At 74.3% G+C, this 25257-nt stretch carries 25 protein-coding genes; 17 read left to right on the plus strand and 8 right to left on the minus strand.

The annotated features are described in order from the left end of the window. Positions 1 to 27: 27 nt before the first annotated feature. The 3 genes from ACWDD9_RS35320 to ACWDD9_RS35330 all read left to right on the plus strand — a co-directional run bounded on the left by ACWDD9_RS35320 (position 28) and on the right by ACWDD9_RS35330 (position 3445). Complete coding sequence (locus ACWDD9_RS35320) at positions 28 to 630, plus strand: nucleoside triphosphate pyrophosphatase (protein ID WP_074003898.1); 603 nt, start codon at positions 28 to 30, stop codon at positions 628 to 630. Between the two features lie 68 nt (positions 631 to 698). Beyond that, positions 699 to 1433: a hypothetical protein gene (locus ACWDD9_RS35325; RefSeq protein WP_049655766.1), complete on the plus strand. Its 735-nt coding sequence runs from the start codon at positions 699 to 701 to the stop codon at positions 1431 to 1433. 236 nt (positions 1434 to 1669) lie between these two features. Next, positions 1670 to 3445 (plus strand): acetyl/propionyl/methylcrotonyl-CoA carboxylase subunit alpha, encoded by a 1776-nt coding sequence (locus ACWDD9_RS35330; protein WP_449813900.1) that lies wholly within the window; start codon positions 1670 to 1672, stop codon positions 3443 to 3445. 79 nt (positions 3446 to 3524) lie between these two features. Here the strand turns inward: ACWDD9_RS35330 and ACWDD9_RS35335 are convergent, their stop codons facing one another. After that, entirely contained in the window at positions 3525 to 4517 is a 993-nt protein-coding gene (locus ACWDD9_RS35335; RefSeq protein WP_074003900.1) for a DeoR/GlpR family DNA-binding transcription regulator, read from the minus strand. A 200-nt stretch (positions 4518 to 4717) separates the two neighbouring features. Continuing rightward, positions 4718 to 6172, minus strand: a complete 1455-nt coding sequence (locus ACWDD9_RS35340) for an NAD(P)H-quinone dehydrogenase (RefSeq protein WP_049660024.1) — start codon at positions 6170 to 6172, stop codon at positions 4718 to 4720. Positions 6173 to 6271: 99 nt separating this feature from the next. Between ACWDD9_RS35340 and ACWDD9_RS35345 the strand changes: the two genes are divergently transcribed. Then, positions 6272 to 6709, plus strand: coding sequence for a gamma-glutamylcyclotransferase (locus ACWDD9_RS35345; protein ID WP_049660023.1), 438 nt, complete (start codon positions 6272 to 6274; stop codon positions 6707 to 6709). Here the strand turns inward: ACWDD9_RS35345 and ACWDD9_RS35350 are convergent. Beyond that, positions 6676 to 7572, minus strand: coding sequence for a hypothetical protein (locus tag ACWDD9_RS35350; RefSeq protein ID WP_449813901.1), 897 nt, complete (start codon positions 7570 to 7572; stop codon positions 6676 to 6678). The genes ACWDD9_RS35345 and ACWDD9_RS35350 overlap by 34 nt on opposite strands. Before the next feature lie 328 nt (positions 7573 to 7900). Between ACWDD9_RS35350 and ACWDD9_RS35355 the strand changes: the two genes are divergently transcribed. Both ACWDD9_RS35355 and ACWDD9_RS35360 read left to right on the plus strand, forming a co-directional pair. Next, the gene (locus tag ACWDD9_RS35355; protein ID WP_049654087.1) at positions 7901 to 8722 is read left to right on the plus strand and encodes a purine-nucleoside phosphorylase; all 822 of its coding nucleotides are present in this window, start codon (positions 7901 to 7903) and stop codon (positions 8720 to 8722) included. A 190-nt stretch (positions 8723 to 8912) separates the two neighbouring features. Beyond that, positions 8913 to 10637 (plus strand): phospho-sugar mutase, encoded by a 1725-nt coding sequence (locus ACWDD9_RS35360; protein ID WP_049654088.1) that lies wholly within the window; start codon positions 8913 to 8915, stop codon positions 10635 to 10637. Between the two features lie 68 nt (positions 10638 to 10705). Here the strand turns inward: ACWDD9_RS35360 and ACWDD9_RS35365 are convergent, their stop codons facing one another. Then, a complete protein-coding gene (locus ACWDD9_RS35365; protein WP_049654090.1) occupies positions 10706 to 11386 on the minus strand; it encodes a PH domain-containing protein in 681 nt (226 codons plus the stop codon). 106 nt (positions 11387 to 11492) lie between these two features. Between ACWDD9_RS35365 and deoC the strand changes: the two genes are divergently transcribed. The 5 genes from deoC (at position 11493) to ACWDD9_RS35390 (ending at position 16239) form a co-directional block, all read left to right on the plus strand. Further along, positions 11493 to 12479 carry a deoxyribose-phosphate aldolase gene (deoC, locus tag ACWDD9_RS35370; protein ID WP_079272367.1) on the plus strand — a complete coding sequence of 329 codons (987 nt, stop codon included), beginning with the start codon at positions 11493 to 11495 and terminating at the stop codon, positions 12477 to 12479. A 5-nt stretch (positions 12480 to 12484) separates the two neighbouring features. Next, positions 12485 to 13981 carry an aldehyde dehydrogenase family protein gene (locus tag ACWDD9_RS35375; RefSeq protein WP_074003903.1) on the plus strand — a complete coding sequence of 499 codons (1497 nt, stop codon included), beginning with the start codon at positions 12485 to 12487 and terminating at the stop codon, positions 13979 to 13981. Next, positions 13974 to 14876 (plus strand): aldehyde dehydrogenase family protein, encoded by a 903-nt coding sequence (locus ACWDD9_RS35380; protein WP_049654094.1) that lies wholly within the window; start codon positions 13974 to 13976, stop codon positions 14874 to 14876. Before ACWDD9_RS35375 ends, ACWDD9_RS35380 begins: the two co-directional genes overlap by 8 nt. A gap of 257 nt (positions 14877 to 15133) precedes the next feature. Continuing rightward, complete coding sequence (locus ACWDD9_RS35385; RefSeq protein WP_449813902.1) at positions 15134 to 15544, plus strand: hypothetical protein; 411 nt, start codon at positions 15134 to 15136, stop codon at positions 15542 to 15544. Between the two features lie 56 nt (positions 15545 to 15600). Further along, entirely contained in the window at positions 15601 to 16239 is a 639-nt protein-coding gene (locus ACWDD9_RS35390) for an ATP-binding protein (RefSeq protein WP_375876652.1), read from the plus strand. 185 nt (positions 16240 to 16424) lie between these two features. Here ACWDD9_RS35390 and ACWDD9_RS35395 read toward each other — a convergent pair whose 3' ends face one another. Continuing rightward, positions 16425 to 17297 carry a SigE family RNA polymerase sigma factor gene (locus ACWDD9_RS35395; RefSeq protein WP_416873751.1) on the minus strand — a complete coding sequence of 291 codons (873 nt, stop codon included), beginning with the start codon at positions 17295 to 17297 and terminating at the stop codon, positions 16425 to 16427. A gap of 380 nt (positions 17298 to 17677) precedes the next feature. Here ACWDD9_RS35395 and ACWDD9_RS35400 point away from each other — a divergent pair, with 380 nt between their 5' ends. The 4 genes from ACWDD9_RS35400 to ACWDD9_RS35415 all read left to right on the plus strand — a co-directional run bounded on the left by ACWDD9_RS35400 (position 17678) and on the right by ACWDD9_RS35415 (position 21104). Further along, positions 17678 to 18355, plus strand: coding sequence for a response regulator transcription factor (locus tag ACWDD9_RS35400; RefSeq protein WP_049654100.1), 678 nt, complete (start codon positions 17678 to 17680; stop codon positions 18353 to 18355). Between the two features lie 63 nt (positions 18356 to 18418). Next, positions 18419 to 19963: a sensor histidine kinase gene (locus tag ACWDD9_RS35405; RefSeq protein ID WP_049654103.1), complete on the plus strand. Its 1545-nt coding sequence runs from the start codon at positions 18419 to 18421 to the stop codon at positions 19961 to 19963. Next, positions 19960 to 20292, plus strand: a complete 333-nt coding sequence (locus tag ACWDD9_RS35410; protein ID WP_074003907.1) for a hypothetical protein — start codon at positions 19960 to 19962, stop codon at positions 20290 to 20292. Before ACWDD9_RS35405 ends, ACWDD9_RS35410 begins: the two co-directional genes overlap by 4 nt. A gap of 173 nt (positions 20293 to 20465) precedes the next feature. Continuing rightward, complete coding sequence (locus ACWDD9_RS35415; protein ID WP_158077740.1) at positions 20466 to 21104, plus strand: VanZ family protein; 639 nt, start codon at positions 20466 to 20468, stop codon at positions 21102 to 21104. Here the strand turns inward: ACWDD9_RS35415 and ACWDD9_RS35420 are convergent. Beyond that, positions 21074 to 21754: a PhzF family phenazine biosynthesis protein gene (locus ACWDD9_RS35420; protein ID WP_380779931.1), complete on the minus strand. Its 681-nt coding sequence runs from the start codon at positions 21752 to 21754 to the stop codon at positions 21074 to 21076. The genes ACWDD9_RS35415 and ACWDD9_RS35420 overlap by 31 nt on opposite strands. A gap of 149 nt (positions 21755 to 21903) precedes the next feature. On the opposite strand from ACWDD9_RS35420, the gene ACWDD9_RS35425 reads away from it, so the two are divergent. Further along, the gene (locus ACWDD9_RS35425; RefSeq protein WP_449813903.1) at positions 21904 to 22506 is read left to right on the plus strand and encodes a hypothetical protein; all 603 of its coding nucleotides are present in this window, start codon (positions 21904 to 21906) and stop codon (positions 22504 to 22506) included. A gap of 97 nt (positions 22507 to 22603) precedes the next feature. On the opposite strand, the gene ACWDD9_RS35430 is transcribed toward ACWDD9_RS35425, so the two are convergent. Then, positions 22604 to 24004: a hypothetical protein gene (locus tag ACWDD9_RS35430; protein WP_449813904.1), complete on the minus strand. Its 1401-nt coding sequence runs from the start codon at positions 24002 to 24004 to the stop codon at positions 22604 to 22606. A 335-nt stretch (positions 24005 to 24339) separates the two neighbouring features. On the opposite strand from ACWDD9_RS35430, the gene ACWDD9_RS35435 reads away from it, so the two are divergent. Then, positions 24340 to 24525 carry a PspC domain-containing protein gene (locus tag ACWDD9_RS35435; RefSeq protein ID WP_049649198.1) on the plus strand — a complete coding sequence of 62 codons (186 nt, stop codon included), beginning with the start codon at positions 24340 to 24342 and terminating at the stop codon, positions 24523 to 24525. A gap of 129 nt (positions 24526 to 24654) precedes the next feature. Here ACWDD9_RS35435 and ACWDD9_RS35440 read toward each other — a convergent pair whose 3' ends face one another. Then, a complete protein-coding gene (locus tag ACWDD9_RS35440) occupies positions 24655 to 25041 on the minus strand; it encodes a hypothetical protein (RefSeq protein WP_049649197.1) in 387 nt (128 codons plus the stop codon). Positions 25042 to 25257: the final 216 nt, after the last annotated feature.

Below are 25257 nucleotides of genomic sequence, written 5' to 3' on the forward strand. Positions count from 1 at the left end.
ACACCGGCACCCCCTACGCTGGTGGACATGACCGACCAGCGCCCCCTCGTCCTCGCCTCCGCCTCCCCCGCCCGCCTCGGGCTGCTGCGCCAGGCGGGCCTCGACCCGCGCGTGGTGGTCAGCGGCGTCGACGAGGACGCGATCACCGCCGCCACCCCCGCCGAGCTCGCCCTCGTCCTGGCCGAGGCCAAGGCGAAGGCCGTCGCCGCCGAACTCGCCGACGGCGAGCTGGTGATCGGCTGCGACTCCGTCCTGGAACTGGACGGCCGGGCCCTCGGCAAGCCCGCGGACGCCACCGAGGCGCTGGCCCGCTGGCAGTCGATGCGCGGGCGTTCCGGCGTGCTGCGCACCGGCCACTGCGTGATCGACACCGCGACCGGCCGGCAGTCCTCGGCCACCGCCTCCACCACCGTCCGCTTCGGCACCCCGGACGACGCCGAGATCGCCGCGTACGTGGCCTCCGGCGAACCGCTGTACGTGGCCGGGGCGTTCACCCTGGACGGCCGCTCCGCGCCCTTCATCGACGGCATCGACGGCGACCCGGGCAACGTCATCGGCCTCTCCCTGCCGCTGCTGCGCCGGCTGCTCGCCGACCTCGACGTGCGCATCACGGATCTGTGGGCGAACTGACCTGCCGGAGCCCGCGGTCGTGGCCCTAAGCTGACCGCGGTCTCGAACGGGGGGAGGGGACGCGGCAGATGACCGACAGCGTGCTCAACGTGGTGCTCGGCCTGGTGGCCAGCGCGATCAGCGCCGGCCTCGGCTGGCTCGCCCAGGCGCTGCGGCGGCGCCGCAGGGTCGAACGGGTGCGGGCGTTCTTCGGGCTGCCGGGCGGCAGCGAGTGCCTGATCGTGGTGCCGCGCAGCATCGGGACGGGCTCGCACGCCCACACCGTGACCCGGCGCGACGCGTACGCGCTGATGTGGCTGGCCGGGCTGGTCGAGGAGTGCGGGGCGCGGCCCGAGCTGGTGGCCCACGACGCCGCGCACCGCGGCCTGGGCGCCAAGACCGAGCTGTGCCTGGGCGGTCCGGTCAGCAACGAGCGGATGGCCGCCCACCTGGCCTGGGGCCTGCCGGGCGTGCTGATCACCTCGGGGCCGGGCCCGGGCAGCAACGTCCTCGTGGTGGGCGAGCGGGACTTCACCGCCGGCCCGGACGAGACGCACGTCCTGCTCGCCCGGATCGCCACCCCGGACGGCGGCCGCCCGGTGTTCCTGGTCTCCGGCCAGACCGGCACCGCCAACCAGGCCGGGGTGCGCTACCTGGTCGCCCACCACCGCGAACTCGCCCGGAGGCACGGGCAGGACGGCACCTTCGCGCTCGTCCTGCGGGTCGTCAACCCGGAGGCGTACGGGCCGGACATGGTCGAGGTGGCGGCCGATGTGACGGCCGAGGCGCTGCGGCGGCCCGCCGCCCGCTCCGGCGCCGCTTGAGCGGCCCGCGCGAGACTGTGGCCCATGCCACCCTCCCGCCGCGCCGCGGGCCGGTCACCCGCTGTGGCCCCCGCCGATCCGGGCGGACCGGCGCCGACCTGCGGCGTCGTCCACGGGGCCGCCCGCGGGCCCGGAAAACCCATCACCGAGCGTGTGGGATAGTTCACAACCCGGGGCTACTCGCCGGTACTGCCCAGGAATCCATAAACTCAACGAGGTTCAAGAAGGGAGCCACAGTGCGCAAGGTGCTCATCGCCAACCGCGGGGAAATCGCTGTCCGCGTCGCCCGTGCCTGCTCGGACGCCGGTATCGCCAGCGTCGCCGTCTACGCCGAGCCGGACCGGGATGCGCTGCACGTCCGCGCGGCCGACGAGGCTTACGCGCTGGGCGGTGACACCCCCGCTACCAGCTACCTGGACATCGCCAAGGTCCTCAAGGCGGCCGCCGACTCCGGTGCGGACGCCATCCACCCCGGCTACGGGTTCCTGTCGGAGAACGCCGACTTCGCCCAGGCCGTCCTCGACGCGGGTCTGATCTGGATCGGCCCGCCGCCGCAGGCCATCCGCGACCTCGGCGACAAGGTGACCGCCCGGCACGTCGCCCAGCGGGCCGGTGCCCCGCTGGTGGCCGGCACGCCGGACCCGGTCTCGGGCGCCGACGAGGTCGTCGTCTTCGCCCGGGAGCACGGCCTGCCGGTCGCCATCAAGGCGGCCTTCGGCGGCGGCGGACGCGGCCTCAAGGTCGCCCGCACGCTGGAGGAGATCCCCGAGCTGTACGAGTCCGCGGTGCGCGAGGCCGTCGCCGCCTTCGGCCGCGGCGAGTGCTTCGTCGAGCGCTACCTGGACAACCCGCGGCACGTGGAGACCCAGTGCCTGGCCGACAAGCACGGCAACGTGGTGGTCGTCTCCACCCGTGACTGCTCGCTCCAGCGCCGCCACCAGAAGCTGGTCGAGGAGGCGCCCGCGCCGTTCCTGACCGCCGAGCAGAACGCCGAGCTGTACCGGGCGTCCAAGGCCATCCTGAAGGAGGCCGGCTACGAGGGCGCCGGGACCTGCGAGTTCCTGGTCGCGCTGGACGGCACGATCTCCTTCCTGGAGGTCAACACCCGTCTCCAGGTGGAGCACCCGGTCACCGAGGAGGTCACCGGCCTCGACCTGGTCCGCGAGATGTTCCGGATCGCCGACGGCGAGGAGCTCGGCTACGGCGACCCCGAGGTCCGCGGCCACTCCTTCGAGTTCCGCATCAACGGCGAGGACCCGGGCCGGAACTTCCTGCCCGCGCCCGGCACCGTGACGCTGTTCGCCCCGCCGTCCGGCCCGGGCGTGCGCCTGGACTCGGGCGTGGAGACCGGCTCGGTCATCGGCCCGGCCTGGGACTCGCTGCTGGCCAAGCTGGTCGTCAGCGGCCGCGACCGCAAGCAGGCCCTGGAGCGGGCCCGCCGCGCGCTGGCCGAGTTCAAGGTGGAGGGCATGGCCACCGCCATCCCGTTCCACCGGGCGGTCGTCACCGACCCGGCGTTCGCGCCCGAGGTGCACGGCGGCGACGGGCCGTTCACGGTCTTCACCCGGTGGATCGAGACCGAGTTCGACAACACCATCCCGCCGTTCGCCGGCGCGGCCGGTGACGGCGAGGAGGCCGAGACCCGGGAGACCGTGGTGGTCGAGGTCGGCGGCAAGCGGATCGAGGTCTCGCTGCCGTCCTCGCTGGGCGTCACGGCGGCCCCGGCGGCCGGTGCGGCGGGCTCCGCCAAGGCCAAGCGCCGGGTGGGCGCCAAGAAGGCCGGCTCGGCCGTCAGCGGCGACACCCTGGCCTCGCCGATGCAGGGCACCATCGTCAAGGTCGCCGTGGAGGAGGGCCAGGTCGTCGCCGAGGGCGAGCTGATCGTGGTCCTGGAGGCGATGAAGATGGAGCAGCCGCTGAACGCCCACAAGGCGGGCACCGTCACCGGCCTCAAGGCCGAGGTCGGCGCGAGCGTCAGCAGCGGCGCCGCGCTCTGCGAGATCAAGGACTGACACCGTCCCTGACCCCGGACCGGTCCGTACGCCCCTCGGGGGTGTGCGGACCGGTCCCGTTTCCGCGGACCGTGCGGGCTCAGCGCCCGCGCGGCAGGCCCAGTTCGGCCAGCCTGGCCGGCATGCCGCCCGGGGCGACGGGCCCGCCGTGCGCCCCGGGGCGGCGCTGGCCGGGCAGCGGGGCGCCGCCGGGGGGCGGGCCGCCGCGGCGGGCCATCGGGCCGGGCTGGGGCTGGTGCATCGGGCCGCTGCCGGTGCCGTGCACCGGGGCGTCACCGCCCGGGCCGGCGCCCAGCGGGGCCAGGTCGACCTGCACCCCGCAGTCGGCGAGCGCGTCCAGCTCGCGGACGGTGCTGTCGTCCGCGGTGGCCTGCTCGTCGGTGACCAGGCGGGTGATGGTCTCGGTGGCGACGGTCTGGAACATGCCGGCCGCGCCGAGCTTGGTGTGGTCGGCGAGGACGATCACCTCGGCGGCCGCCAGCACCATGGCCCGGTCCACGCTCGCGGACAGCATGTTCGCCGTCGACAGCCCGCGCTCGGCCGTCAGACCGCTGCCGGAGATGAAGGCCTTGTTGACCCTCAACCCCTGCAGGGACTGCTCCGCGCCGCTGCCCACCAGCGCGTAGTTGGAGCCGCGCAGGGTGCCGCCGGTCATCACCACCTCGACCCGGTTGGCGTGCGCCAGGGCCTGGGCGACCAGCAGCGAGTTGGTGACCACCGTCAGCCCGGGCACCCGGGCCAGCCGGCGGGCCAGCTCCTGGGTGGTGGTGCCGGCGCCGACCACCACCGCGTCCCCCTCCTCCACCAGGCCGGCGGCGAAGTCCGCGATGGCGCTCTTCTCCGCCGCGGACAGGTGGGTCTTCTGCGGGTATCCGGGTTCGCGGCTGAAGCCGCCGGGGAGCACCGCGCCGCCGTGCCGGCGGTCGAGGAGCCCTTCTGCCTCCAGCGCCCGCACGTCACGGCGCACGGTCACTTCGGAGGTCTGGACGACGCGGGCCAACTCCCGGAGCGAGACGGCTCCGTTGGCGCGCACCATTTCGAGGATCAACTGGCGACGTTCTGCTGCAAACACAGAACCGACGGTAACCTGCGTGACCGTCTGCTTTCAGGCGTTTGCAGCTAGTAGCGGGAATTGCTCACGCACGAGCGGCGCGTGACCGTAGAATACGCGCCGTCAATGGCCCGGAACTGCGCCCGCCGTCCGGGTGACGGCCATGCCCGCGCGAAGGGCGGTCGCCGATCGGCAACCGCCCTCAACTGTGCGCCGGACGCTCAGGATTCGCCGTCGACCCGCTTGCGGATGTGCAGCTGCCGGGCGGCCTCGGCGGTCGAGCCGGAGACGGACGGGTAGACGGTGAAGGCGCTGGCCACCTGTTCGACCGTCAGATTGGCGTCCACCGCGAGCGAGATCGGGTGGATCAGCTCGCTGGCCCGCGGGGCGACGACCACGCCGCCGACCACGATGCCGGTGCCCGGGCGGCAGAACAGCTTCACGAAGCCGTCCCGGATGCCCTGCATCTTCGCCCGCGGGTTGCCGCGCAGCGGGAGCTTGACCACGACGGCGTCCATCTTGCCGCACTCCACGTCGGCCGCCGTGTAGCCGACGGTGGCGATCTCCGGGTCGGTGAAGACGTTGGAGGCCACGGTCTTGAGGTTCAGCGGCTGCACCGCGTCGCCGAGCGCGTGGTACATCGCGATCCGGCCCTGCATGGCCGCCACCGAGGCGAGCATGAAGACGCCGGTGCAGTCGCCCGCCGCGTACACGCCGGGGGCGGTGGTGCGGGAGACCCGGTCGACCTGGATCTGGCCCCAGTCGTTGAGCTTGACCCCGGCCTCCTCCAGGCCCATCTCGGAGGTGTTGGGGACGGAGCCGACCGCCATCAGGCAGTGGGTGCCCTCGATCACCTTGCCGTCGGCCAGCATGACCTCGACCCGGTCGCCGATCCGCTTGACGCTCTCGGCGCGCGAGCGGCCCATGACGTTCATGCCGCGGCGGCGGAAGACGTCCTCCAGCACCTCGGCGGCGTCCGGGTCCTCGCCCGGCAGCACCCGGTCGCGGCTGGACACCAGGGTCACCTTGGAGCCGAGCGCCTGGTACGCGCCGGCGAACTCGGCGCCGGTCACACCGGAGCCGACCACGATCAGCTCGCGGGGCAGCTCCTCCAGGTCGTACACCTGGGTCCAGGTGAGGATCCGCTCGCCGTCCGGCTGGGCGTCCGGCAGCTCGCGCGGGTGGGCGCCGGTGGCGATCAGCACCGCGTCGGCGTGCAGCGACTGCACGGTGCCGTCGGGCGCGTCCACCAGCACCTCGCGGGAGCCGTCCACGGCCTGCCCGCCGGTGCCGAGCCGGCCGCGGCCGCGCAGCACGGTGACGCCGGCCCGGGTGACGGACTGGGTGATGTCGTGGGACTGCGCGATCGCCAGGCGCTTCACACGGCGGTTGACCTTGCCCAGGTCCACGCCGATCACCCGGGCCGCCTGCTCGACGGGCGGGGTGTCGTCCGCGACCAGGATGCCCAGCTCCTCGTACGAGCTGTCGAAGGTGGTCATCACCTCCGCGGTCGCGATCAGGGTCTTCGACGGAACGCAGTCCGTGAGCACCGCCGATCCGCCCAGACCGTCGGTGTCGACGACGGTCACCTCCGCGCCGAGCTGTGCGGCGACCAGGGCCGCCTCGTAGCCGCCGGGTCCGCCACCGATGATCACGATCCGAGTCACGTTCCCCATTGTCCCGCACGCCCGCGGCGCCGCCACGCCGGGGTCGGGGCTCCCGTACGTTCGTCCAGTCGCCCCGGCCCGCCCGCCGCCCGGGCTACCCTGGCCCCCATGCCCCTTTACGCCGCGTATGCCACCAACCTCGATGCCCGGCAGATGACCCGCCGAGCCCCGCACTCCCCGCTGCGCGGCACGGGGTGGCTAGCCGGATGGCGGCTCACCTTCGGTGGCGAGCAGCTGGGTTGGGAGGGCTCGCTGGCCACCGTGGTCGAGGACGAGAAGGACCAGGTCTTCGTCTCGCTGTACGACGTCGCGCCGATGGACGAGGAGGGCCTGGACCGCTGGGAGGGCGTCCAGCTCGGCATCTACCGCAAGATCAAGCTGCGCGCGCAGACCCTGGACGGGGACATCCCGGTCTGGACGTACGTGCTCAACGACTACGAGGGCGGCCTGCCCGCGGCCCGCTACCTCGGCCTGGTCGCCGACGCCGCGGAGAGCGCCGGCGCACCGCACGACTACGTGATGGACCTGCGCCGCCGCCCCTGCTGATCCGCGTCCCAGCCGCGCACGGTCGCCGCGAGCACCCGCGCCACCGCCGCGCGCCGGGCCGGGTCGGCGCGCACCCCGTACGCCAGTTCGACGTGCAGCCACGGCACCCCGAGCCCGGCCGCGAACAGGCCGGCCACGTTGGTGGCGCCGGCCAGCCGCGCACCCGGCTCCCGCCAGGCCCGGCGGACCACGAGGCCGGCCCCGCCGAGCCCCGCGGCGGTCAGCTCGGCGGCCGGGCCCGGCCGCCCGGCGCCGCTGGAGACCACCGCGTCCCGCCCGGGCAGACTGGCCGCGCCGAAGCCGTGCAGCTGGATGCCGGGCAGGCCGCGCAGGGTGAGCGCCTCGACCACGGCGGCGAAGACGGTGTCGCTGCGGTGCGCGACGTCCGAGGAGCCGTCCGCCCCGGCCCGGCGGTGCGCCCCGGCGAGCACCAGCACGCCGCCCGGCACGGCCCGGAACAGCTCCACCCCGAGCGCCTCGGTGCGGACGTCCGAGGCCGGGTGGGGCACCTGTACGGACCAGGCGGGGCGGGCCGAGCGGTCCAGGTAGACCCGGCCCCAGCCGCGGCCGTCCCCGGCGGCGGTCTCGGCGATCTCGGTGACCGGGCGGCCGGTCATGGCCTCGGTGAACCCGGTGATCCGGTACCCGGCCCGGGCCAGCGCCCGTTCGGCGTCCCCGGTCCGGCCGTCCAGCGCGCCGAGCACGCCGTCGGCCACCGCCCGGCGCTGGGCCGCGCCCGGCACGGTGTACCGGCCGCTCGGGAAGAAGTCCGCGGTGAACGCGTCCACCCGGGCCGCCAGGTCCACCGGCGCGGGCCCGGGCGGCGCCGCGGGCGGCGGGTACCGACTGTCCGTGTTCCCCATGGCGGTCGACCCCGTCCTGGCGCCCCGCCGGAGCCGCGGACCGGACCGGCGACGAAGGATCGGCCCCCTCGGCCCCTCGGGCCCCGACCGTCACCGTAACGCCGCCGGCCCCGGACCGGCCCGCCGGGAAACGGGCCACGACGGCACGCGCACGAAGCGACCGCCCGGAGGGAAAGGCCCGGCGCGGCACCCGGGTTGTGTGCGATCCGACGGCCCGCTCACCCGAAAAGCGTCACCGAGCTGTGTTTTCGGGTCAACCGGGTAACGATCCGGCATGCCGCGGCTGAATTTCTACGCGCGTAGCCGAAACCCGTCTATCCTCTGACCCGTGAACGCTTCTCCTCAGTCGGTCGTCTCCGCCGACCCCTACGCCGCCGCCCAGGCCGCCGCCGAGCGCCTGCGCGAGCTGACCGGTGCCGAGCGGCACGACGTCGCCCTGGTGATGGGCTCCGGCTGGGTGCCGGCCGCCGACGCCCTGGGCGAGACCGTGGCCGAGTTCCCGGTCACCGAGCTCCCGGGCTTCCCCGCCCCCGCCGTCGCCGGCCACGCCGGCACGATCCGTTCGGTGAAGATCGGCGACAAGCGCGCCCTGATCTTCCTCGGCCGCAACCACTACTACGAGGGCCACGGCGTGGCCACCGTCGTCCACGGCGTGCGCACCGCCGCCGCGGCCGGCTGCGGCATCATCGTGCTGACCAACGGCTGTGGCGGCCTGCGCCAGGGCTGGACCCCGGGTCAGCCGGTCCTGATCAGCGACCACATCAACCTGACGGCGGACTCCCCGATCGTCGGCGCGAACTTCGTCGACCTCACCGACCTGTACTCCAAGCGCCTGCGCGAGCTCTGCCGCGAGATCGACCCGTCCCTGGACGAGGCCGTCTACGTCCAGTTCCGCGGCCCGCACTACGAGACCCCGGCCGAGGTCAACATGGCCCGGGTCATCGGCGGCGAGCTGGTCGGCATGTCCACCACCCTGGAGGCCATCGCCGCCCGCGAGGCCGGCAGCGAGGTGCTCGGCATCTCCCTGGTCACCAACCTGGCCGCCGGCATGACCGGCGAGCCGCTCAACCACGCCGAGGTGCTGGAGGCCGGCAAGGCCTCCGCCGAGCGCATGGGCGAGCTGCTGGCGAAGGTCCTTGAGCGGATCTGACGCCCGGCGGGCGCAGAATCATGACTGACGGGGCCCACGGGCGGCGTGATCCGCTGATCACGCCCTCCCGTGGGCCCCGTCCGCATGCGCGACCCCCTTCCTTGCGGAACCCTCCGGTCCCAGCGGAACCCTCCCGACCCACAGCGGAACCTCCGGCCGACACACCGACGCACGTCCCCATGGAGCTGGCATGACGCAGGCACCCACCACCGACCTCCTCGCCCGGGCCCGGACCTGGCTGGCCGAGGACCCCGACCCGCAGACCCGCGAGGAGCTCGCCGCCCTGCTGGCCCGGGCCGAGGCCCCGGAGGTCGAGACCGACGGCAAGCTCGCCTGGGCGGAGCTCGCCGAGCGCTTCTCCGACCGGCTCCAGTTCGGCACCGCCGGCCTGCGCGGCGAACTCGGTGCCGGTCCGATGCGGATGAACCGCGCCGTGGTGATCCGGGCCGCCGCCGGCCTGGTCGCGTACGTCAAGCAGCAGGGCCTGGGCGACCTGGTCGTCATCGGCTACGACGCCCGCCACAAGTCGTACGACTTCGCCCGCGACACCGCGGCCGTGGTGGTCGGCGCCGGCCTGCGCGCCGCGCTGCTGCCGCGCCCGCTGCCGACCCCGGTGCTCGCCTTCGCCGTCCGCCACCTGGGCGCGGCCGCCGGCGTCACCGTCACCGCCAGCCACAACCCGCCGCAGGACAACGGCTACAAGGTCTACCTGGGCGACGGCTCGCAGATCGTCCCGCCGGCCGACGCCGGGATCGCCGCCAGGATCGACGCGATCGGCTCGCTGGACGACGTCCCGCGCGCCGCGTCGGGCTGGGAGGTGCTCGGTGAGGAGGTCGTCGAGGCCTACCTGGACCGGGCCGTCTCCATCGTCGACGAGCACGGCCCGCGCGACCTGGAGGTGGTCTACACCCCGATGCACGGCGTCGGCCGCGACACCCTGGTCGCCGCGTTCCGCCGGGCCGGCTTCCCCGCGCCCACCGTGGTCGCCGAGCAGGCCGAGCCCGACCCGGACTTCCCGACCGTGGCCTTCCCCAACCCGGAGGAGCCGGGGGCGATGGACCTCGCCTTCCGCACCGCCGCCACCGTCGGCCCGGACATCGTGATCGCCAACGACCCGGACGCCGACCGCTGCGCGGTGGCCGTCCCCGTCAACGGCAACGCGGCCGGCGCCGGCAACGGCACCTCCGGCTGGCGGATGCTGCGCGGCGACGAGGTCGGCGCGCTGCTCGGCTCGGCCCTGGTCGCGAAGAAGGCCGAGGGCACCTTCGCCACCACCATCGTCTCCGCCACCCTGCTCGGCCGGATCGCCGAGGCCGCGGGCCTGGGCTACGCCGAGACGCTGACCGGCTTCAAGTGGATCTCCCGCGCCCAGGGCCTGCGCTACGGCTACGAGGAGGCGCTCGGCTACTGCGTCGACCCGCAGGGCGTCCGGGACAAGGACGGCATCACCGCCGCCCTGCTGGTCGCCGAGCTGGCCGCCACCCTCAAGAAGTCCGGCCGCACCCTGTCCGACCTGCTGGACGACCTGGCGCTGGAGCACGGCCTGCACGCCACCGACCAGCTCTCCGTCCGGGTCCAGGACCTCTCGCTGATCGCCGACGCCATGCGCCGCCTGCGCGAGCAGCCGCCGACCGTGCTGGCCGGCCTCCGGGTGACCCGCGCCGACGACCTGTCGGCCGGCTCCGCCGAGCTGCCGCCCACCGACGGCCTGCGCTACTACCTGGCCGGCGAGGGCGTCCGCTCCGCCCGCATCGTGGTCCGTCCCTCCGGCACCGAGCCCAAGCTCAAGTGCTACCTGGAGGTCGTCCTCCCGGTCGCCTCGGCCGCCGACCTGGCCCCGGTCCGCGAGCGCGCCGCCGCCCTGCTCGCCACCGTCAAGCGGGACCTCGCCGACGCGGCGGGCATCACCGCCTGATCCCCGCGCGCACGTGGAGGGGCCCGCCGGTCGTGACCGGCGGGCCCCTCCATCGCGTTTGCGCGGTGTCAGACCGCGATGACGGTGATCAGCGCGACCAGGCCGAGCAGGGTGGGGGCGATGACCCACCAGCACCAGCGGACCTCGACCGGGCCCGCGGCAGCGGGGCGGGCGGCGTTGCGCTCGGCCAGCTCCTGGAGGACGGCGGTGACCTGGTCGGACCAGGCGCGGGTGGGGTCGGGCGAGCCCTGGACGACCGGGTTGGTCCGCTTGGCCATCCCCAGCCCCAGGCCGGTCCGGGAGGCGTGCTCGGCGGCGCTGGGGTTCTGCGCCCGGGTGGCCCGCTTGCGCTGCCGCAGCGACACCGGCACCGCCCAGACCTGGAACTTCTTCCCGCCCGCGAGCAGCTCGACCGAGTACCCCGCGCGCAGCGCGTCCACCGAGGCCCACGGCGCGACGACGGTCCGCCACGGGTTGCGCACCACCAGCCGGTCGCGGCCGGCCGTCACGGCCGGGCGCAGCGTGTACGCGATCACCGGGAAGGCGAACACCGGCACCGCGGCGAGCGAGACGTACGGCGTCTTGCCCGTCCCGCTCACCACCGCGTCGCCGATCAGCCAGGCGGCGACCACCAGCAGCAGCACTCCGGAGATCACACCGGGGACAGAGCGGTACACGCGGTCCGCGTACTCGGGCTCCCCGTCGGGGGCGGCGGGGCCCTGGCCGGGCTTGCCGTCGGAATCGGTCATGTCGACGATTCTGCCCCATGCCCCTCACCCTGAGGTCTCGGTCCGGCCACGAATGGCAGGTGCCCTGGCGGCCCACTACGCGCGTAGATATGCTGCTCTGGTGACTATGTCCACTGTTGCAGCCAATGCCCTCGGCGTTGCGGGCAGCGGCCTTCAGGACGTTGCTGCGTCCGAGGCCTCGCTCCGCCGGTTCCTGCACGGCCTGCCCGGCGTCGACCAGGTCGGCCTGGAGGCGCGTGCCGCCGCTCTCGGTACCCGCTCGATCAAGACCACGGCGAAGGCGTACGCCATCGACCTGGCGATCTCGATGATCGACCTGACCACGCTGGAGGGCGCGGACACGGTCGGCAAGGTGCGCGCACTGTGCGCCAAGGGCAGGACCCCCGACCCGACCGACCCGACCACCCCCCGCGTCGCCGCCATCTGCGTCTACCCGGACATGGTCGCCACCGCGAAGGCCGCCCTGGAGGGCACCGACATCCAGGTCGCCTCCGTGGCCACCGCCTTCCCGGCCGGCCGCGCCGCCCTCCCGGTCAAGCTCGCCGACACCGCCGACGCGGTGGCCGCGGGTGCCGACGAGATCGACATGGTGATCGACCGCGGTGCCTTCCTCTCCGGCCGCTACCTCGACGTCTTCAACGAGATCGTGGCCGTCAAGGAGGCGTGCAAGCGCCCCGACGGCAGCTCCGCCCACCTCAAGGTGATCTTCGAGACCGGCGAGCTCCAGACCTACGACAACGTCCGCCGGGTCTCCTGGCTGGCGATGCTGGCCGGTGCCGACTTCATCAAGACCTCCACCGGGAAGGTCGCCGTCAACGCGACCCCGCCGGTCACCCTGCTGATGCTGGAGGCGGTCCGCGACTTCCGCGCGGCCACCGGCGTCCAGGTCGGCGTCAAGCCCGCCGGCGGCATCCGCACCACCAAGGACGCCATGAAGTACCTGGTGATGGTCAACGAGACCCTCGGCGACGACTGGCTGACCCAGCACTGGTTCCGCTTCGGCGCCTCCAGCCTGCTCAACGACCTGCTGATGCAGCGCCAGAAGCTGGCCACCGGCCGCTACTCCGGCCCCGACTACGTGACGGTGGACTGATCACCATGGCCAAGAAGAAGAACACCGAGGAGCCCGTGGCCAAGCCCGCCGGCGGCCTCTTCGCCTACGCCCCGGCCCCCGAGTCGCCGGCCGCCGCGGGCGACATCGCCACCTCCTACGGCCACTTCATCGGCGGCGAGTTCGTCGACTCCTCCGGCAACGAGGCCCTGAAGACGGTCAACCCGGCCACCGAGCAGGTGCTCGCCGAGTTCGCCCAGGGCACCGAGGAGGACGTGGACCGCGCGGTCGCCGCCGCCCGCAAGGCCTTCGCCGACTGGTCGGCGCTGCCCGGCAGCGAGCGCGCCAAGTACCTGTTCCGGATCGCCCGGATCATCCAGGAGCGCAGCCGCGAGCTGGCCGTGCTGGAGTCGATCGACAACGGCAAGCCGATCCGCGAGACCCGCGACGTCGACCTGCCGCTGGTCGCCGCCCACTTCTTCTACTACGCGGGCTGGGCCGACAAGCTGGACTACGCCGGCTTCGGTCCCAACCCGAAGCCGCTGGGCGTGGCCGGCCAGGTCATCCCGTGGAACTTCCCGCTGCTGATGCTGGCGTGGAAGATCGCGCCCGCGCTGGCGACCGGCAACACGGTCGTGCTGAAGCCGGCCGAGACCACCCCGCTGACCGCGCTGCGCTTCGCCGAGATCTGCCGCCAGGCCGGTCTGCCGAAGGGCGTCGTCAACATCGTCACCGGCGACGGCCGCACCGGCGCCGCGCTGACCTCCCACCCGGACGTCAACAAGGTCGCGTTCACCGGCTCCACCCCGGTCGGCCGCGCCATCGCCAAGCAGCTGGCCGGCACCCGCAAGAAGCTCTCGCTGGAGCTGGGCGGCAAGGCCGCGAACATCGTCTTCGACGACGCGCCGATCGACCAGGCCGTCGAGGGCATCGTCAACGGCATCTTCTTCAACCAGGGCCACGTCTGCTGCGCCGGTTCGCGCCTGCTGGTCCAGGAGTCCGTCCAGGACGAGCTGCTGGACGCCCTGAAGCGCCGGATGGGCACCCTGCGGGTCGGCGACCCGCTGGACAAGAACACCGACATCGGCGCCATCAACTCCGCCGCGCAGCTGGCCCGGATCACCGCGCTGACCGACGCCGGCGAGGCCGAGGGCGCCGAGCGCTGGTCGCCGGAGTGCGAACTCCCGGGCACCGGCTTCTGGTTCAAGCCGACCCTGTTCACCGGCGTCAGCCAGGCCCACCGGATCGCCCAGGAGGAGATCTTCGGCCCGGTCCTGTCGGTGCTGACCTTCCGCACCCCCGCCGAGGCGGTCGAGAAGGCCAACAACACCCCGTACGGCCTCTCCGCCGGCATCTGGACGGAGAAGGGCTCGCGCATCCTCTGGATGGCGGACCGCCTCAGGGCCGGCGTGGTCTGGGCCAACACCTTCAACAAGTTCGACCCGACCTCGCCGTTCGGCGGCTACAAGGAGTCGGGCTACGGCCGCGAGGGTGGCCGCCACGGTCTGGAGCCCTACCTGAATGTCGAGGCCCTCGATGTCTGATGTCGCAACGCGTCTTGACGTCTTCAAGACCTACAAGCTGTACGTCGGCGGGAAGTTCCCGCGCTCCGAGAGCGGGCGGGTGTACGAGGTGACCGACTCAAAGGGCGAGTGGCTCGCCAACGTCCCGCTGGGCACCCGCAAGGACACCCGTGACGCCGTCCTGGCCGCCCGCAAGGCGGTCAAGGGCTGGGCCGGCACCACCGCGTACAACCGCGGCCAGGTGCTGTACCGGGTGGCCGAGATGCTCCAGGGCCGGCGCGAGCAGTTCGCCGCCGAGGTGGCCGTCTCCGAGGGCATCGGCCCGAAGAAGGCCGCCGCGCTGGTGGACGCCGCGATCGACCGCTGGGTCTGGTACGCGGGCTGGACCGACAAGGTCGCCCAGATCGCGGGCGGCGCCAACCCGGTCGCCGGTCCGTACTTCAACCTCTCGTCCCCGGAGCCGACCGGTGTGGTCGGGGTCGTCGCCCCGCAGGCCGGGTACGGGCACTCGCTGCTCGGCCTGGTCTCGGTGATCGCCCCGGCGATCGCCACCGGGAACACGGTCGTGGTCGCGGCCGCCGCGGACGCCCCGCTGCCCGCGCTGTCGCTGGGCGAGGTGCTGGCCACCTCGGACGTCCCGGGCGGCGTGGTCAACATCGTCTCGGGCCGGACCGCGGACATCGCCCCCACCCTGGCCTCGCACCAGGACGTCAACGCGCTGGACCTCACCGGGGCCATCGCCGCCGACGGTCCCGGCGCGGCGTACGCGCTGGAGGCGGCCGCCGCGGATACCCTGAAGAGGGTGGTCCGTCCGGCGCTGGACCCGTTCGCCCAGGACTGGACCAATGCGCCGGGTACAAAGCGGCTACTCTCGTTCCTGGAGACGAAGACGGTCTGGCACCCGAAGGGGATCTGACCTCCGGCACTCCGGGTAACAACTCCACAGACTGGCCGTCCCCAGTGCCCTCACCCCCCAGGGCCCGGACGGTCACAGGACGGACCCGCGCCTCTCCCCCCCTGGCGCGGGTCCGTCGGCGTTCCCGGGGTGCTCCCGCCGTCGGCCCGTCGACTTTCGTCACCCGCGCCGCCGACTTTCGACGCTCCCGCCCGCCCCACCGGCCCGGCCAGAATCACCGGTGACGGAGACGGCCGGGGGAACGACCGGGGGGACGCATGGGCGAGTTCATCGGCGAGCTGACGGCACTGTTCGCGGACGGCTTCTACCGCACGTGGCACGTGGCCCGCACCAGGCGGCGGCTGGCCGCGGGCCGCCCGGTCAGGGTGCCCTGCTCGGCCCGGTCCGAGCGGCAGCCCGACTACGTCAACGGCAGCCTGCGCATCAGGCCGGGCGCCGACATCGTGGCCCTGGTCACCCGCGACACCGGCCGGCGGGAACTGCCCGCCGGCGGGACCTTCCACGAGCCCGAGCCCGACACCTGGCACAGCCCGGACTGGGCCGCCACCGCCTACCTGCCGCCCGGCGCCGACGAACCGGTCTACCTCCAGGTGGACAGCCGCTACCTGCCGATGGTCCACGTCGCCCTCGCCGACCCGGCGTCACAGTCGAAGCCAGGGGCGCGGTAGAAGGTCCGCCCCGGCCGGTTTCGGCAACCGGCCGGGATGCGTCAGACTGGTGTCCCGTGAGTGACTCCCCCATGAACCCCGCACCGACCGGGCATGCCCGGGTGATCCTGCTCTCCGGGCCCTCCGGGTCGGGGAAGTCCTCGCTCGCCGAGCGCAGCGGCCTGCCGGTGCTCCAGCTCGACGACTTCTACAAGGACGGGGACGACCCGACCCTGCCGCGGCTGCCGGACGGCGCCGTCGACTGGGACTCCCCGCTGGCCTGGCACCGCGACCAGGCCGTCGCCGCGATCCGCGCCCTGCACGAGCACGGCCGCACCGACGTCCCGGTGTACTCGATCCCGGACAACGGCCGGATCGGCACCCGCGGCCTGGAGCTGGACGGGGCGGACGCGTTCATCGCGGAGGGCATCTTCGCCGCCGAGATCACCGCCGAGTGCGCCGACCAGGGCCTGCTCGGCGACGCCCTGTGCCTGCGCAACGGCGCGCTCACCACGGCCTGGCGCCGGCTGCGCCGGGACGTCCGGGAGGGCCGCAAGTCGCTGCCGGTGCTGCTGCGCCGGGGCCTGCGGCTGATGCGGGCCGAGCGGTCCATCGTCGGACGGCAGGTCGCGCTCGGCTCGTACGCGTGCGCCGGGCCGGAGGCCGAGCGGCGGATCCGCGCCGCGACCCGGGCCGGCGAGCTCTCCGCCGCCTGAACCCCGTACGGCCGAGCCCGGTACGGCCGAACCCCCAGGGCATGACGAAGGGCCCGGTGCGTCTCCCCCGCACCGGGCCCTTCGCCTTCCCCGAACGGTCTTCGGCTCCCCCACGGGCGTGCTCCCCCGAGCCGCTGCCCCCGGACCGTGACCGTCCGCTTCCCGTCCCCCGACGGGAGTCCTCGTTACGCGACCAGCTCGCCGAACGCCCGGACGGTGTCGCCGGACTTGTTCAGGTGCTCGTCCTCGCGCAGCCGGCGCAAGGCGCGCCAGATGCTGCTCTTGACCGTGCCGACGCTGATCCCCAGCACGCCGGCGATCTCCGGGTCGGTCTTGCCCTCGTAGTACCGCAGCACCAGCATGGTGCGCTGGTTCTCCGGCAGCTTCGCCAGCGCCTGCCAGAGCACGGTGCGCAGCTCGGTGCCGCCCATCGCGTCGGTGTCGCCGGCCGTCTCCGGCAGCTCCTCGGTCGGGTACTCGTTGACCTTGCGGCGCCGCCAGGCGGAGATGTGCAGGTTGGTCATGGTGCGGCGGAGGTAGCCCCCGACCGCGGCCTTGTCGGTGATCCGGCCCCAGGCCCGGTAGGTGCTGAAGAGCGCGCTCTGCAGCAGGTCCTCGGCCTCGTAGCGGTCACCGGTCAGGTGGTAGGCCGTGGCGTACAGGGAGGCGCGGCGCTCGCGCACGTACGCGGTGAACTCCGTGATGTGGTCCTCCGCGACGGCCGGGTGCTCCCCCTGCGCGCCTCCCTGCCCGGCCTCGGTGGTGCGGGCCGCCGCGGGGTTCAGCCGCAGCAGCGTCGCACCGGCGGCCTCGCGACCGGTCGGCTCCCCCGAACCGACCGTCCGCAGACCGTTCCCCCCGGTCCCCCGGTTCCCCCCCGGGGCGTCCTTGCCCTCGACGCGGACGGGGAGGATCCCCCGCAGCGTGAGGGTGGTGGCGGAGTCGGCCGAACTCCCCAGACGGCCGATCCCGTACAGCTCCCCCGTCCTGCCGCCGCCGCTCACCCGACGGGCGACAGGGTTTCCACCGGTGCTGTGCGCGCACCCCCGCACGGTCACGGCACCGGAGTTCTCGTCGGTCCTGACCTCGTACCGGGTCCGGTGGGACGTGGCTGACGAACGCGCGGTGCGGACAGCCGGGTTGGTCCGGGTCTGAAGCGTGGCGTTCATCGTGCGCCCCCTGGGTCGGTACGAGCGGTTCCGGTAGCCGCCCTTCAGCCGGCCTTGCGGCCCGCTGTCCTGCGGCGACATGGAAAATCCTGCCCGCCGGTTGTGATGGCGCTGTCCGCCGACTGTCACAGGGGTGTCACAGGAGCCGTCCGAAAGTCCCGGACCGCCCCCCTGTGAACCTGACGCCGGTGGCACGCGTTCCGGTTCCAGAAGGGACGGTGGGTGGTCCGGGGGGTGATTCGGCGCTGCCGGTGGGCCAAAATGGGGCCGTGCCTTTCCTCCTTCTGATCGAGGACGACGACGCCATCCGGACCGGCCTCGAACTCGCCCTCACCCGCCAGGGCCACCGCGTGGCCACCGCTGCCTCCGGTGAGGACGGTCTGCGTCTCTTCAAGGAGCAGCGGCCCGACCTGATCGTGCTCGACGTGATGCTGCCCGGCATCGACGGCTTCGAGGTGTGCCGCCGGATCCGCCGCACCGACCAGCTGCCGATCATCCTGCTGACCGCCCGCTCGGACGACATCGACGTGGTGGTGGGCCTGGAGTCCGGCGCGGACGACTACGTCGTGAAACCGGTGCAGCCGCGGGTGCTGGACGCCCGGATCCGGGCGGTGCTGCGGCGCGGCGAGCGGGAGAGCTCGGACTCCTCGGCCTACGGCACCGTGGTGATCGACCGCGCGGCGATGACCGTCACCAAGGACGGACTCGACCTCCAGCTCACCCCGACCGAGCTGCGGCTGCTGCTGGAGCTCAGCCGCCGCCCCGGCCAGGCGCTCTCCCGCCAGCAGCTGCTGCGGCTGGTCTGGGAGCACGACTACCTCGGCGACTCCCGCCTGGTGGACGCGTGCGTGCAGCGGCTGCGGGCCAAGGTCGAGGACGTGCCGTCCGCGCCGACGCTGATCCGCACCGTCCGCGGGGTGGGCTACCGGCTGGACCCGCCGGCCTGACCCCGCGACCCGGCCGCCGGCCCCTCCCCCGACCTCTGAACTCCCGTACCACGACAGGCTCTTGTGACTGACCATCAGACGACTGCCCGGCGGTTCTCGACGGGCCGGTGGCGTCGGCTGCGCTCCCTGCGGGTGCGGCTGATCGCGGTGTTCGCGGCCGTCGCGCTGCTCGCCGCCGTCTCGGCCTCCGGCATCGCGTACTGGCTGAACCGCGACGCGGTGCTCAAGCGCGCCCAGAACACCGTGCTGAACGACTTCCGGGTCTCGCTCACCCGCAACGTCTCCGACCTGCCGCTGAACGCGACCTGCCAGGAGCTGGCCTCGCTGGCGTCCACCGTGGCCAGCTCCGGCCTGACGTACGACGTGGTGGTGGTCGACGCGGCGCACCCGGAGTGCCCGGCCTCCTCCGACCCCGCGCACTTCACGCTGGCCGACGTGCCGACCGCGCTGCAGTCCACCGTCGCCAAGCCGCGCGAGATCACCGAGAACAACCCGTACCCGTACCACCTGTACTGGCAGCGGCAGAACCTGGAGGGCCGGCCGTTCGTGATCGGCGGCACCAAGGTGGTGCCGAACGGCCCGACGGCGTACATGTTCAAGTCGCTGGAGAACGAGCGGGCCGACCTCAACACCCTGGGCTGGTCGCTGGCGATCGCCACGCTGTTCGCGCTGATCGGCTCGGCACTGCTCGCCCAGGCCGCCTCGGCCACCGTGCTGCGGCCGGTCAAGCGGCTCGGCGACGCCGCCCGGCGGCTCGGCGAGGGGCACCTGGACACCCGGCTGGAGGTCGACGGCTCGGACGAGCTCGCCGACCTGGCGAGGACCTTCAACCGGACGGCGGAGCAGCTGCACGAGCAGGTCGAGGAGCTGAGCGCGCGCGAGGCGCAGAGCCGGCGGTTCGTCGCCGACATGTCGCACGAGCTGCGCACCCCGCTGACCGCGATGACCGCCGTGACGGACATCCTGGAGGACGAGGCCGAGTCGCTGGACCCGATGATCGAGCCGGCCGTCCGGCTCGTGGTCAGCGAGACCCGGCGGCTGTCCGACCTGGTGGAGAACCTGATGGAGGTGACCCGCTTCGACGCCGGTACCGCCAGGCTGGTCGCCGACGAGGTGGACATCGCCGACCTGATCATGTCCTGCATCGACGGGCGGGCCTGGTACGACGCGGTCGAACTGGACGCCCCGCGCGGCATCCTGGCCGTGGTCGACCCGCGCCGGCTCGACGTGGTCTTCGCCAACCTGATCGGCAACGCGCTGAAGCACGGCGGCTCGCCGGTGCGGGTCAAGGTCCGGCAGGACGGGGAGTCGGTCGTGGTCGAGGTCTCCGACAGCGGCCCGGGCATCCCGGAGGACGTGCTGCCGCACGTCTTCGACCGCTTCTACAAGGCGGACCGGGGGCGGGCCCGCTCGGAGGGCAGCGGCCTCGGCCTGTCGATCGCGATGGCCAACGCGCAGATACACGGGGGAACGATCACGGCGGCGAACGGGGAGGTCGGCGCGGTGTTCACCCTGACGCTGCCGCTGGCCCCGCCGCCTCCGCCGTCCGCGGGCGAGGCCGAGGGCGGCCCCGCCGGCGACGCCGCCGAGGACAAGGACGCCACGTGACCAGCCCCACCGACACCGTTGTCCCCCGCACCGTCCTGCGCCGCGGCGCCGGCGTGCTGCTGCTGGTCGCGCTGGCCTCCGGCTGCGGCATCCGGCCGACCGCCGTGCCGGTCGACGCCGGCGCGCCCGCCAGCCGGACGGCCTGCCCGACCTCCCCGCACATACCGGCGGCCCTGGCCACCCCGCCGGGCCCGGCCCCGACCGTGTCCCCGACCCGCGGCACCAAGGCGGGCGTGAGCCCGAGCCCGTCGCCCACCCCGGTGGCGCCGGGCAGCCCGCCGCCGGACAACGTGTTCAGCGCGGTGCCGACGGCCTCGCCCTGCCGGTAGCCCGCCCTGGGGGTGGGCCGCCCTGCAAGTGGCCCGCCCGGCGAGCGGGCCGCCCTGCGGGCAGGCCGCCGGCAAGGGGCGGGAGGGGGGCGGGAAGGGGGTTCGGGGGCGCGTTTGGGAATGTTCACGCCGGGTGTGGAACCGACGTGACGTCGGCCCACGTCCTTCCCCCCGTGCAGCGAGATGGCACCAGGACACGCGACGAGCGTTCCGGCGCGGGGACCGAGAGCAACCCGGCGGCGGCCGTCCACCGTCCCCTCCGGTTGGCCGGACTGGCGGGCCTCACCGGCCACCTGGCACTGGTGCTCTGGCTGGTGCTGAGACCGCTGCCGGTGGCCTGGGTGTACGACGCCAACCTGACGCCGTTCGCCTCGCTCCGCTCCTCCAGCGGCTGGCAGGTGGTCGGCGAACTCCTGCTGCTGGCCCCGCTCGGGGTCCTGCTGCCGCTGGCCGGCGGCCGGCTCCGGGCCCCCTGGCTGCCGTCCTTCCTGCGCACCACCGGCGCCTCCGCGCTGCTGGCGACCGCGCTGGAGTTCCTCTCCTCCTGGGCACCCGGGCACGTCCTCAACGTGGACCACATCCTGCTCGCCGTGGTCGGCGTGGCCGTCGTCCACCTCGCGCTCGTCCCGGGCCTGCGGCACCTGCTGCGGGACCGGCGGCCGCGGGTGCCCCGGATGACGGTGCTCTCGGTGCCGCCGGCCGTCGCCTCGGTCGCCGCCGCCACCTCGGCCGCGGCCGCCACCTCGGTCGCCGCCGTCACGCCCGCCGCCCGGCGGCGCGCCTACGCGGAGCCGACGCCCCCGGCCGGCTGATCCGGCCGCGGGTCCCGGACCACCCGGCCGCCGACCTCGACCAGCCCACCCGGGCGCGGCCCGGCCAGCAGCCGCGAGCCCCGGCCCTGGGTGATGGTCAGCGCCCGGCCGAGGTGCGCGGCCAGCAGCAGGGCGGCCGCACCGGTCGCCTCGTCCTCGTCGATCCCGTCGCCCCGCCCGGGGAAGGCCCGGGCCCGGACGGTGCCGGCCGCCTCGTCCTGCCAGGCCCAGGCGTAGACCCACTCCCCCGGCGGCGGCACCTCCAGCGCCTCCACCTCGGCCGCCGAACCGTACGGCCGCAGCGTGCGCCCCGGGGCCCACTCGGGCCGGGCCTCGATCCGGATCAGCCCGCCCTCGCGCCGCACGGCCACCTCGCCGGCGGCCGTGACCAACCGGTCCACCCCGAGCAGCCAGGCGGCGCCCACGCACGGGTGGCCGGCGAACGGCAGGCGCACCGACGGGGTGTAGATGTCGATCTCCCCGCGCTCCGGGTCGTCGACGAACACCGTCTCGCTGAAGCCCAGTTCGCGCGCGACCCGCTGCCGGTCCGCGCGACCCGGCACGGCGGCGCCGTCGCGCACCACCCCGAGCGCGTTCCCGTGGCTCCCGTCGGGCCCGCAAAAGACCCGCAGCACCTCAAACCCCGTCATTTCCCCACCTCGTCTACTCCCGCTCCGGACCGGCGCAATGACACCGTGACACAAAGGCGGCGACGGATGTCGGCCGCCTCCAGTACTGTGCGCTGTCGTCCCCGAACGGTTCCCGCCGTTTTTCTCCTTCCCCTCCCAGGAAAGCCCCCGTGAACAATCTCGACTTCAGCGCCGAACCGCTCTTCTCCTGGTACGTCGTACTGCTGGCCCTCAGCGGCGCCATCATGGTGGCCCTCGGGGTCGCGGCCGGCGGACTGAAGGTCGGCCTGCGCATCCTCAACCTCGTCCTCGGCCTCGCGTTCCTGGGGTACGCCTACTACCTGGCGTTCGTCTTCGAGGGCGGCACGTACACCATCTTCTTCAAGGCGTTCATCCTGCCGGTCGGCATGATCGTCGCCTCGGTGAAGGCGCTGGTGGAGCGCAGCAACGCCAAGAAGCAGCCCGCGCAGGCGGCCGCCCCGTTCGACCCGAACGCGCCGTTCAACCCGAACGCCGCCCAGCAGGCGCCGTTCAACCCCAACGCGCCGTTCAACCCCAACGCCCCGCAGGCGCCGCAGCCGCCGTTCAACCCCAACGCCCCGCAGGCCCCGTACGCCGCGCAGCCGGGCGCGCCCGTCCCGCCGCCGGCCGGTGCCCCCGTGCCGCCCGCCCCGGCGCCGGGCGCCTCGCCGTACCAGCCGGGTGTCCCGCCGCAGCCGGTGGCGGACAACCCGTACGCGCAGCCGCAGCCGCCGCAGCACCCGGCCGGCTGATCGCGCCGAGCCGAGCCGTACCGCCGTACGAACGCCGGAAGGCCCGCCCGTCACCCGCTGCGAAGCGGCGACGGGCGGGCCTTCCGGCGTGTCCGGCTCAGTCCCCGGTGCCGCCCCGCACGCGGTTGCGGCGCCACGCCACCACCAGGGTGCCGAGGCCGAGGGCGATCGCGGTCGCCCCGGTGATCGCCATCGGCTCCGTGGCCCTGCCGCCGCCGGTGGAGGCCAGCCCGCCGTCCCCGGCCGGGGCGGCGGCGGTGACCACCGGCGAGCCGGCCCCCGCCGGGCTCGGCGACGTGCCGGTGGCCCGCACGACCGGGAGGACCGGGGCGGCGGCCCGCTCCGGCACGTCCGGGTCCGGGGCGGAGTCCACGAAGGTCGGAGCGGGTGCGGCGGTGGCGCCCGTCGCGGCCACGGTGATGAAGTCGGCCGCCGGACCGGCCGCCTCGGCCGCGCTCTCGCCCCGCTCCGGCAGGGTGCGCGACACGGCCGTCAGGGACTCGAACAGGATCGGCGCGTCCTTGGTGAAGGCCAGCCGGAGGTCGACGGTGCGGCTCTCGCCCTTCGCCAGCGTGATGACGTCGGCGTCCCCGTCCCCGGTCCGCAGCGCGAAGTCGAGCCGGTTCGGGTGCCCCGGGCCGCGGCCCGGGGTGGCGCCCCGCCACTGCCCGTCGGCGCCACGGAACTCCAACTCGACCGTATCCGAAGGAAGTTCGGCCGCCCCCTGGAACACGACCGCGGGCACGACCCGCAGCTCCCGGCCGCTCCGGTTGGTGAGGACCAGTGTGAACGGCCTCGCCTCGCCGCCCACCGTGAACACGACGGGCACGCCGTGGAGCCCGACCTCCGCGGTGGCCGCCGGGGCGGGCGGCGCCGTGGCCGGTGCGGTCGCCGGCGCGGTGGTCGGCGCCCCCGCCGGAACGATGACCAGCTCCGGGCGGCCGCTGCTCGCGTCGGTGGCGCGCTGCTCCGGCGGCAGGGCCGGGTCCGAGACCACGGAGTCGAAGCCCGGTGCCACCCGGCCGGCCGGGGCGTCGGCGGTGACGGTGAGCCGCAGCCGGTAGACGGCCTCGGCGCCGGCCGGCAGCGACAGCACGGCGGGCTGGTCGAGCGCCCAGACGGCGCCCGTGCCCGCGGGGTTCGCCCTGGCGTCCTGCCACCGGGTGCCGCCGGGCGCCCGGTACTCCAGCCGGAAGTGGCCCTGCCCCGCGCCGGCGCCGGCGTCCGCGACGACGAAGGCCGAGGACGGCACGTCCAGCCGGTGGTCGGCGGTGTTCCGGAGCGTCGCGGTGAACTCCACCGGCGCGCCCCCCGCCGTGACGGTGCCGGGAAGGCCGCCGAAGGCGATCGTGACCGGCGAGGGTCGGGTCCGGGCGCCCGGGGACAGCGCGACGGCCTCCGGCGCGGCGAAGACGGCCGCGACCCCGACGGCGGCCAGGCCGGAGGCCAGGGTGACGGCGGTGGTCGCGGTCAGGAATCTGCGCTGCCGAATGTGCAATCCAACCTCACGGGAGAATGCGGGAGAGAACCCATCAGGACGTGAAATCGCTTGCACGGGAGATCGTTTCGCAACAGTGTCGGGCTTTCGTCCGCCCCCCGGCCGACCGCGATCGGCAGCATCCTACCGAGCCCCGTCCGGCGGTCCGGACCGAGGACCGCGCCCGGTTCCCCGGGACCACCCCGAGGGAACCCCGACATCCGGCTACGACTCCCCGGTGACCCTTCGGGGCCGGGAATCACCTGCCGGGCTGAGGCCCGGGGGCCGACGGCGGCGGAGGATGGAACCAGCCCGCCGGACCTGCCGGACCGGGCCGCCACCACAGGGAGAGAATCATGAGTGCGCGCCTCGCCCGTCCTCGCCGCAACCGCGTCCTCGCCGGTGTCTGCGCCGGGATCGCCGAACGCTTCGGCCTGACCCCGTGGACCGTCCGCGTGATCTTCCTGCTCTCCTGCCTGCTGCCCGGCCCCCAGTTCCTGCTCTACCTGGCCCTCTGGGTGCTGCTCCCCCAGGAGCCGTAAGCCCGGCGGCCCGGGGACCCGCCCTCGACCAAGCGGCCCGGGGGCGACCGGGCCTCACCGCACGGCGACGGGCCGCCCGCCCCGGGGTCTCCGGGGTGGGCGGCCCGTCGCCGTGCCGTGGGCCGTGGCTCAGCCGGTCAGGCCGGGGATGGCCGGGAGGGTGCTGGTCAGCCCGCCGATCGGGGTCTTGTCCAGACCGGGGATGGTCGGGAGCGCGGCGCGCTGCTGGGCGGCGCGCTGCTCGGTGACGCCGGCCAGCGGGGTGTCCCCGGCGGGGACGGCCTTGCCGACGCTCGGGGCGAGGGTGCCCAGCGTCTCGGTCACCTTGCCGGCGGCGGGCAGCTTGGCGGCGGTGTCGGTGACCGCACCGGTCACCGCCGGGTTCGTCAACGCGCCGGTGGGCAGCCCGAGGCCGCCGGCCGCCTGGCCGTCGGCCGCGGAGGCGGCACCGGCGCCGACCGCCACGATGGCGATGCCGAGCGCCGCGGTACCGGCGGCCTTGAGAGCCTGCTTCATGGTTGGTCCCCTTTGGGTCCTCGTCGGTCGCCGACTTCGCGCACGGGACCGGCGGACGGGCGACCGCCGCCGCGACGTTTCGGCATGACTGGCACACCGTAGTGAGCAGGTCACGCGGGAGCCAAAGGGCGTTCACTCACCCGAGTGAGTAGTCGGATGAACACCAACCCCCTTGCAGGAGCCTGGAGTTCATCCGACCGGCGCGCGCCGGGGCGC

Source organism: Kitasatospora sp. NPDC001119 (assembly GCF_053598475.1).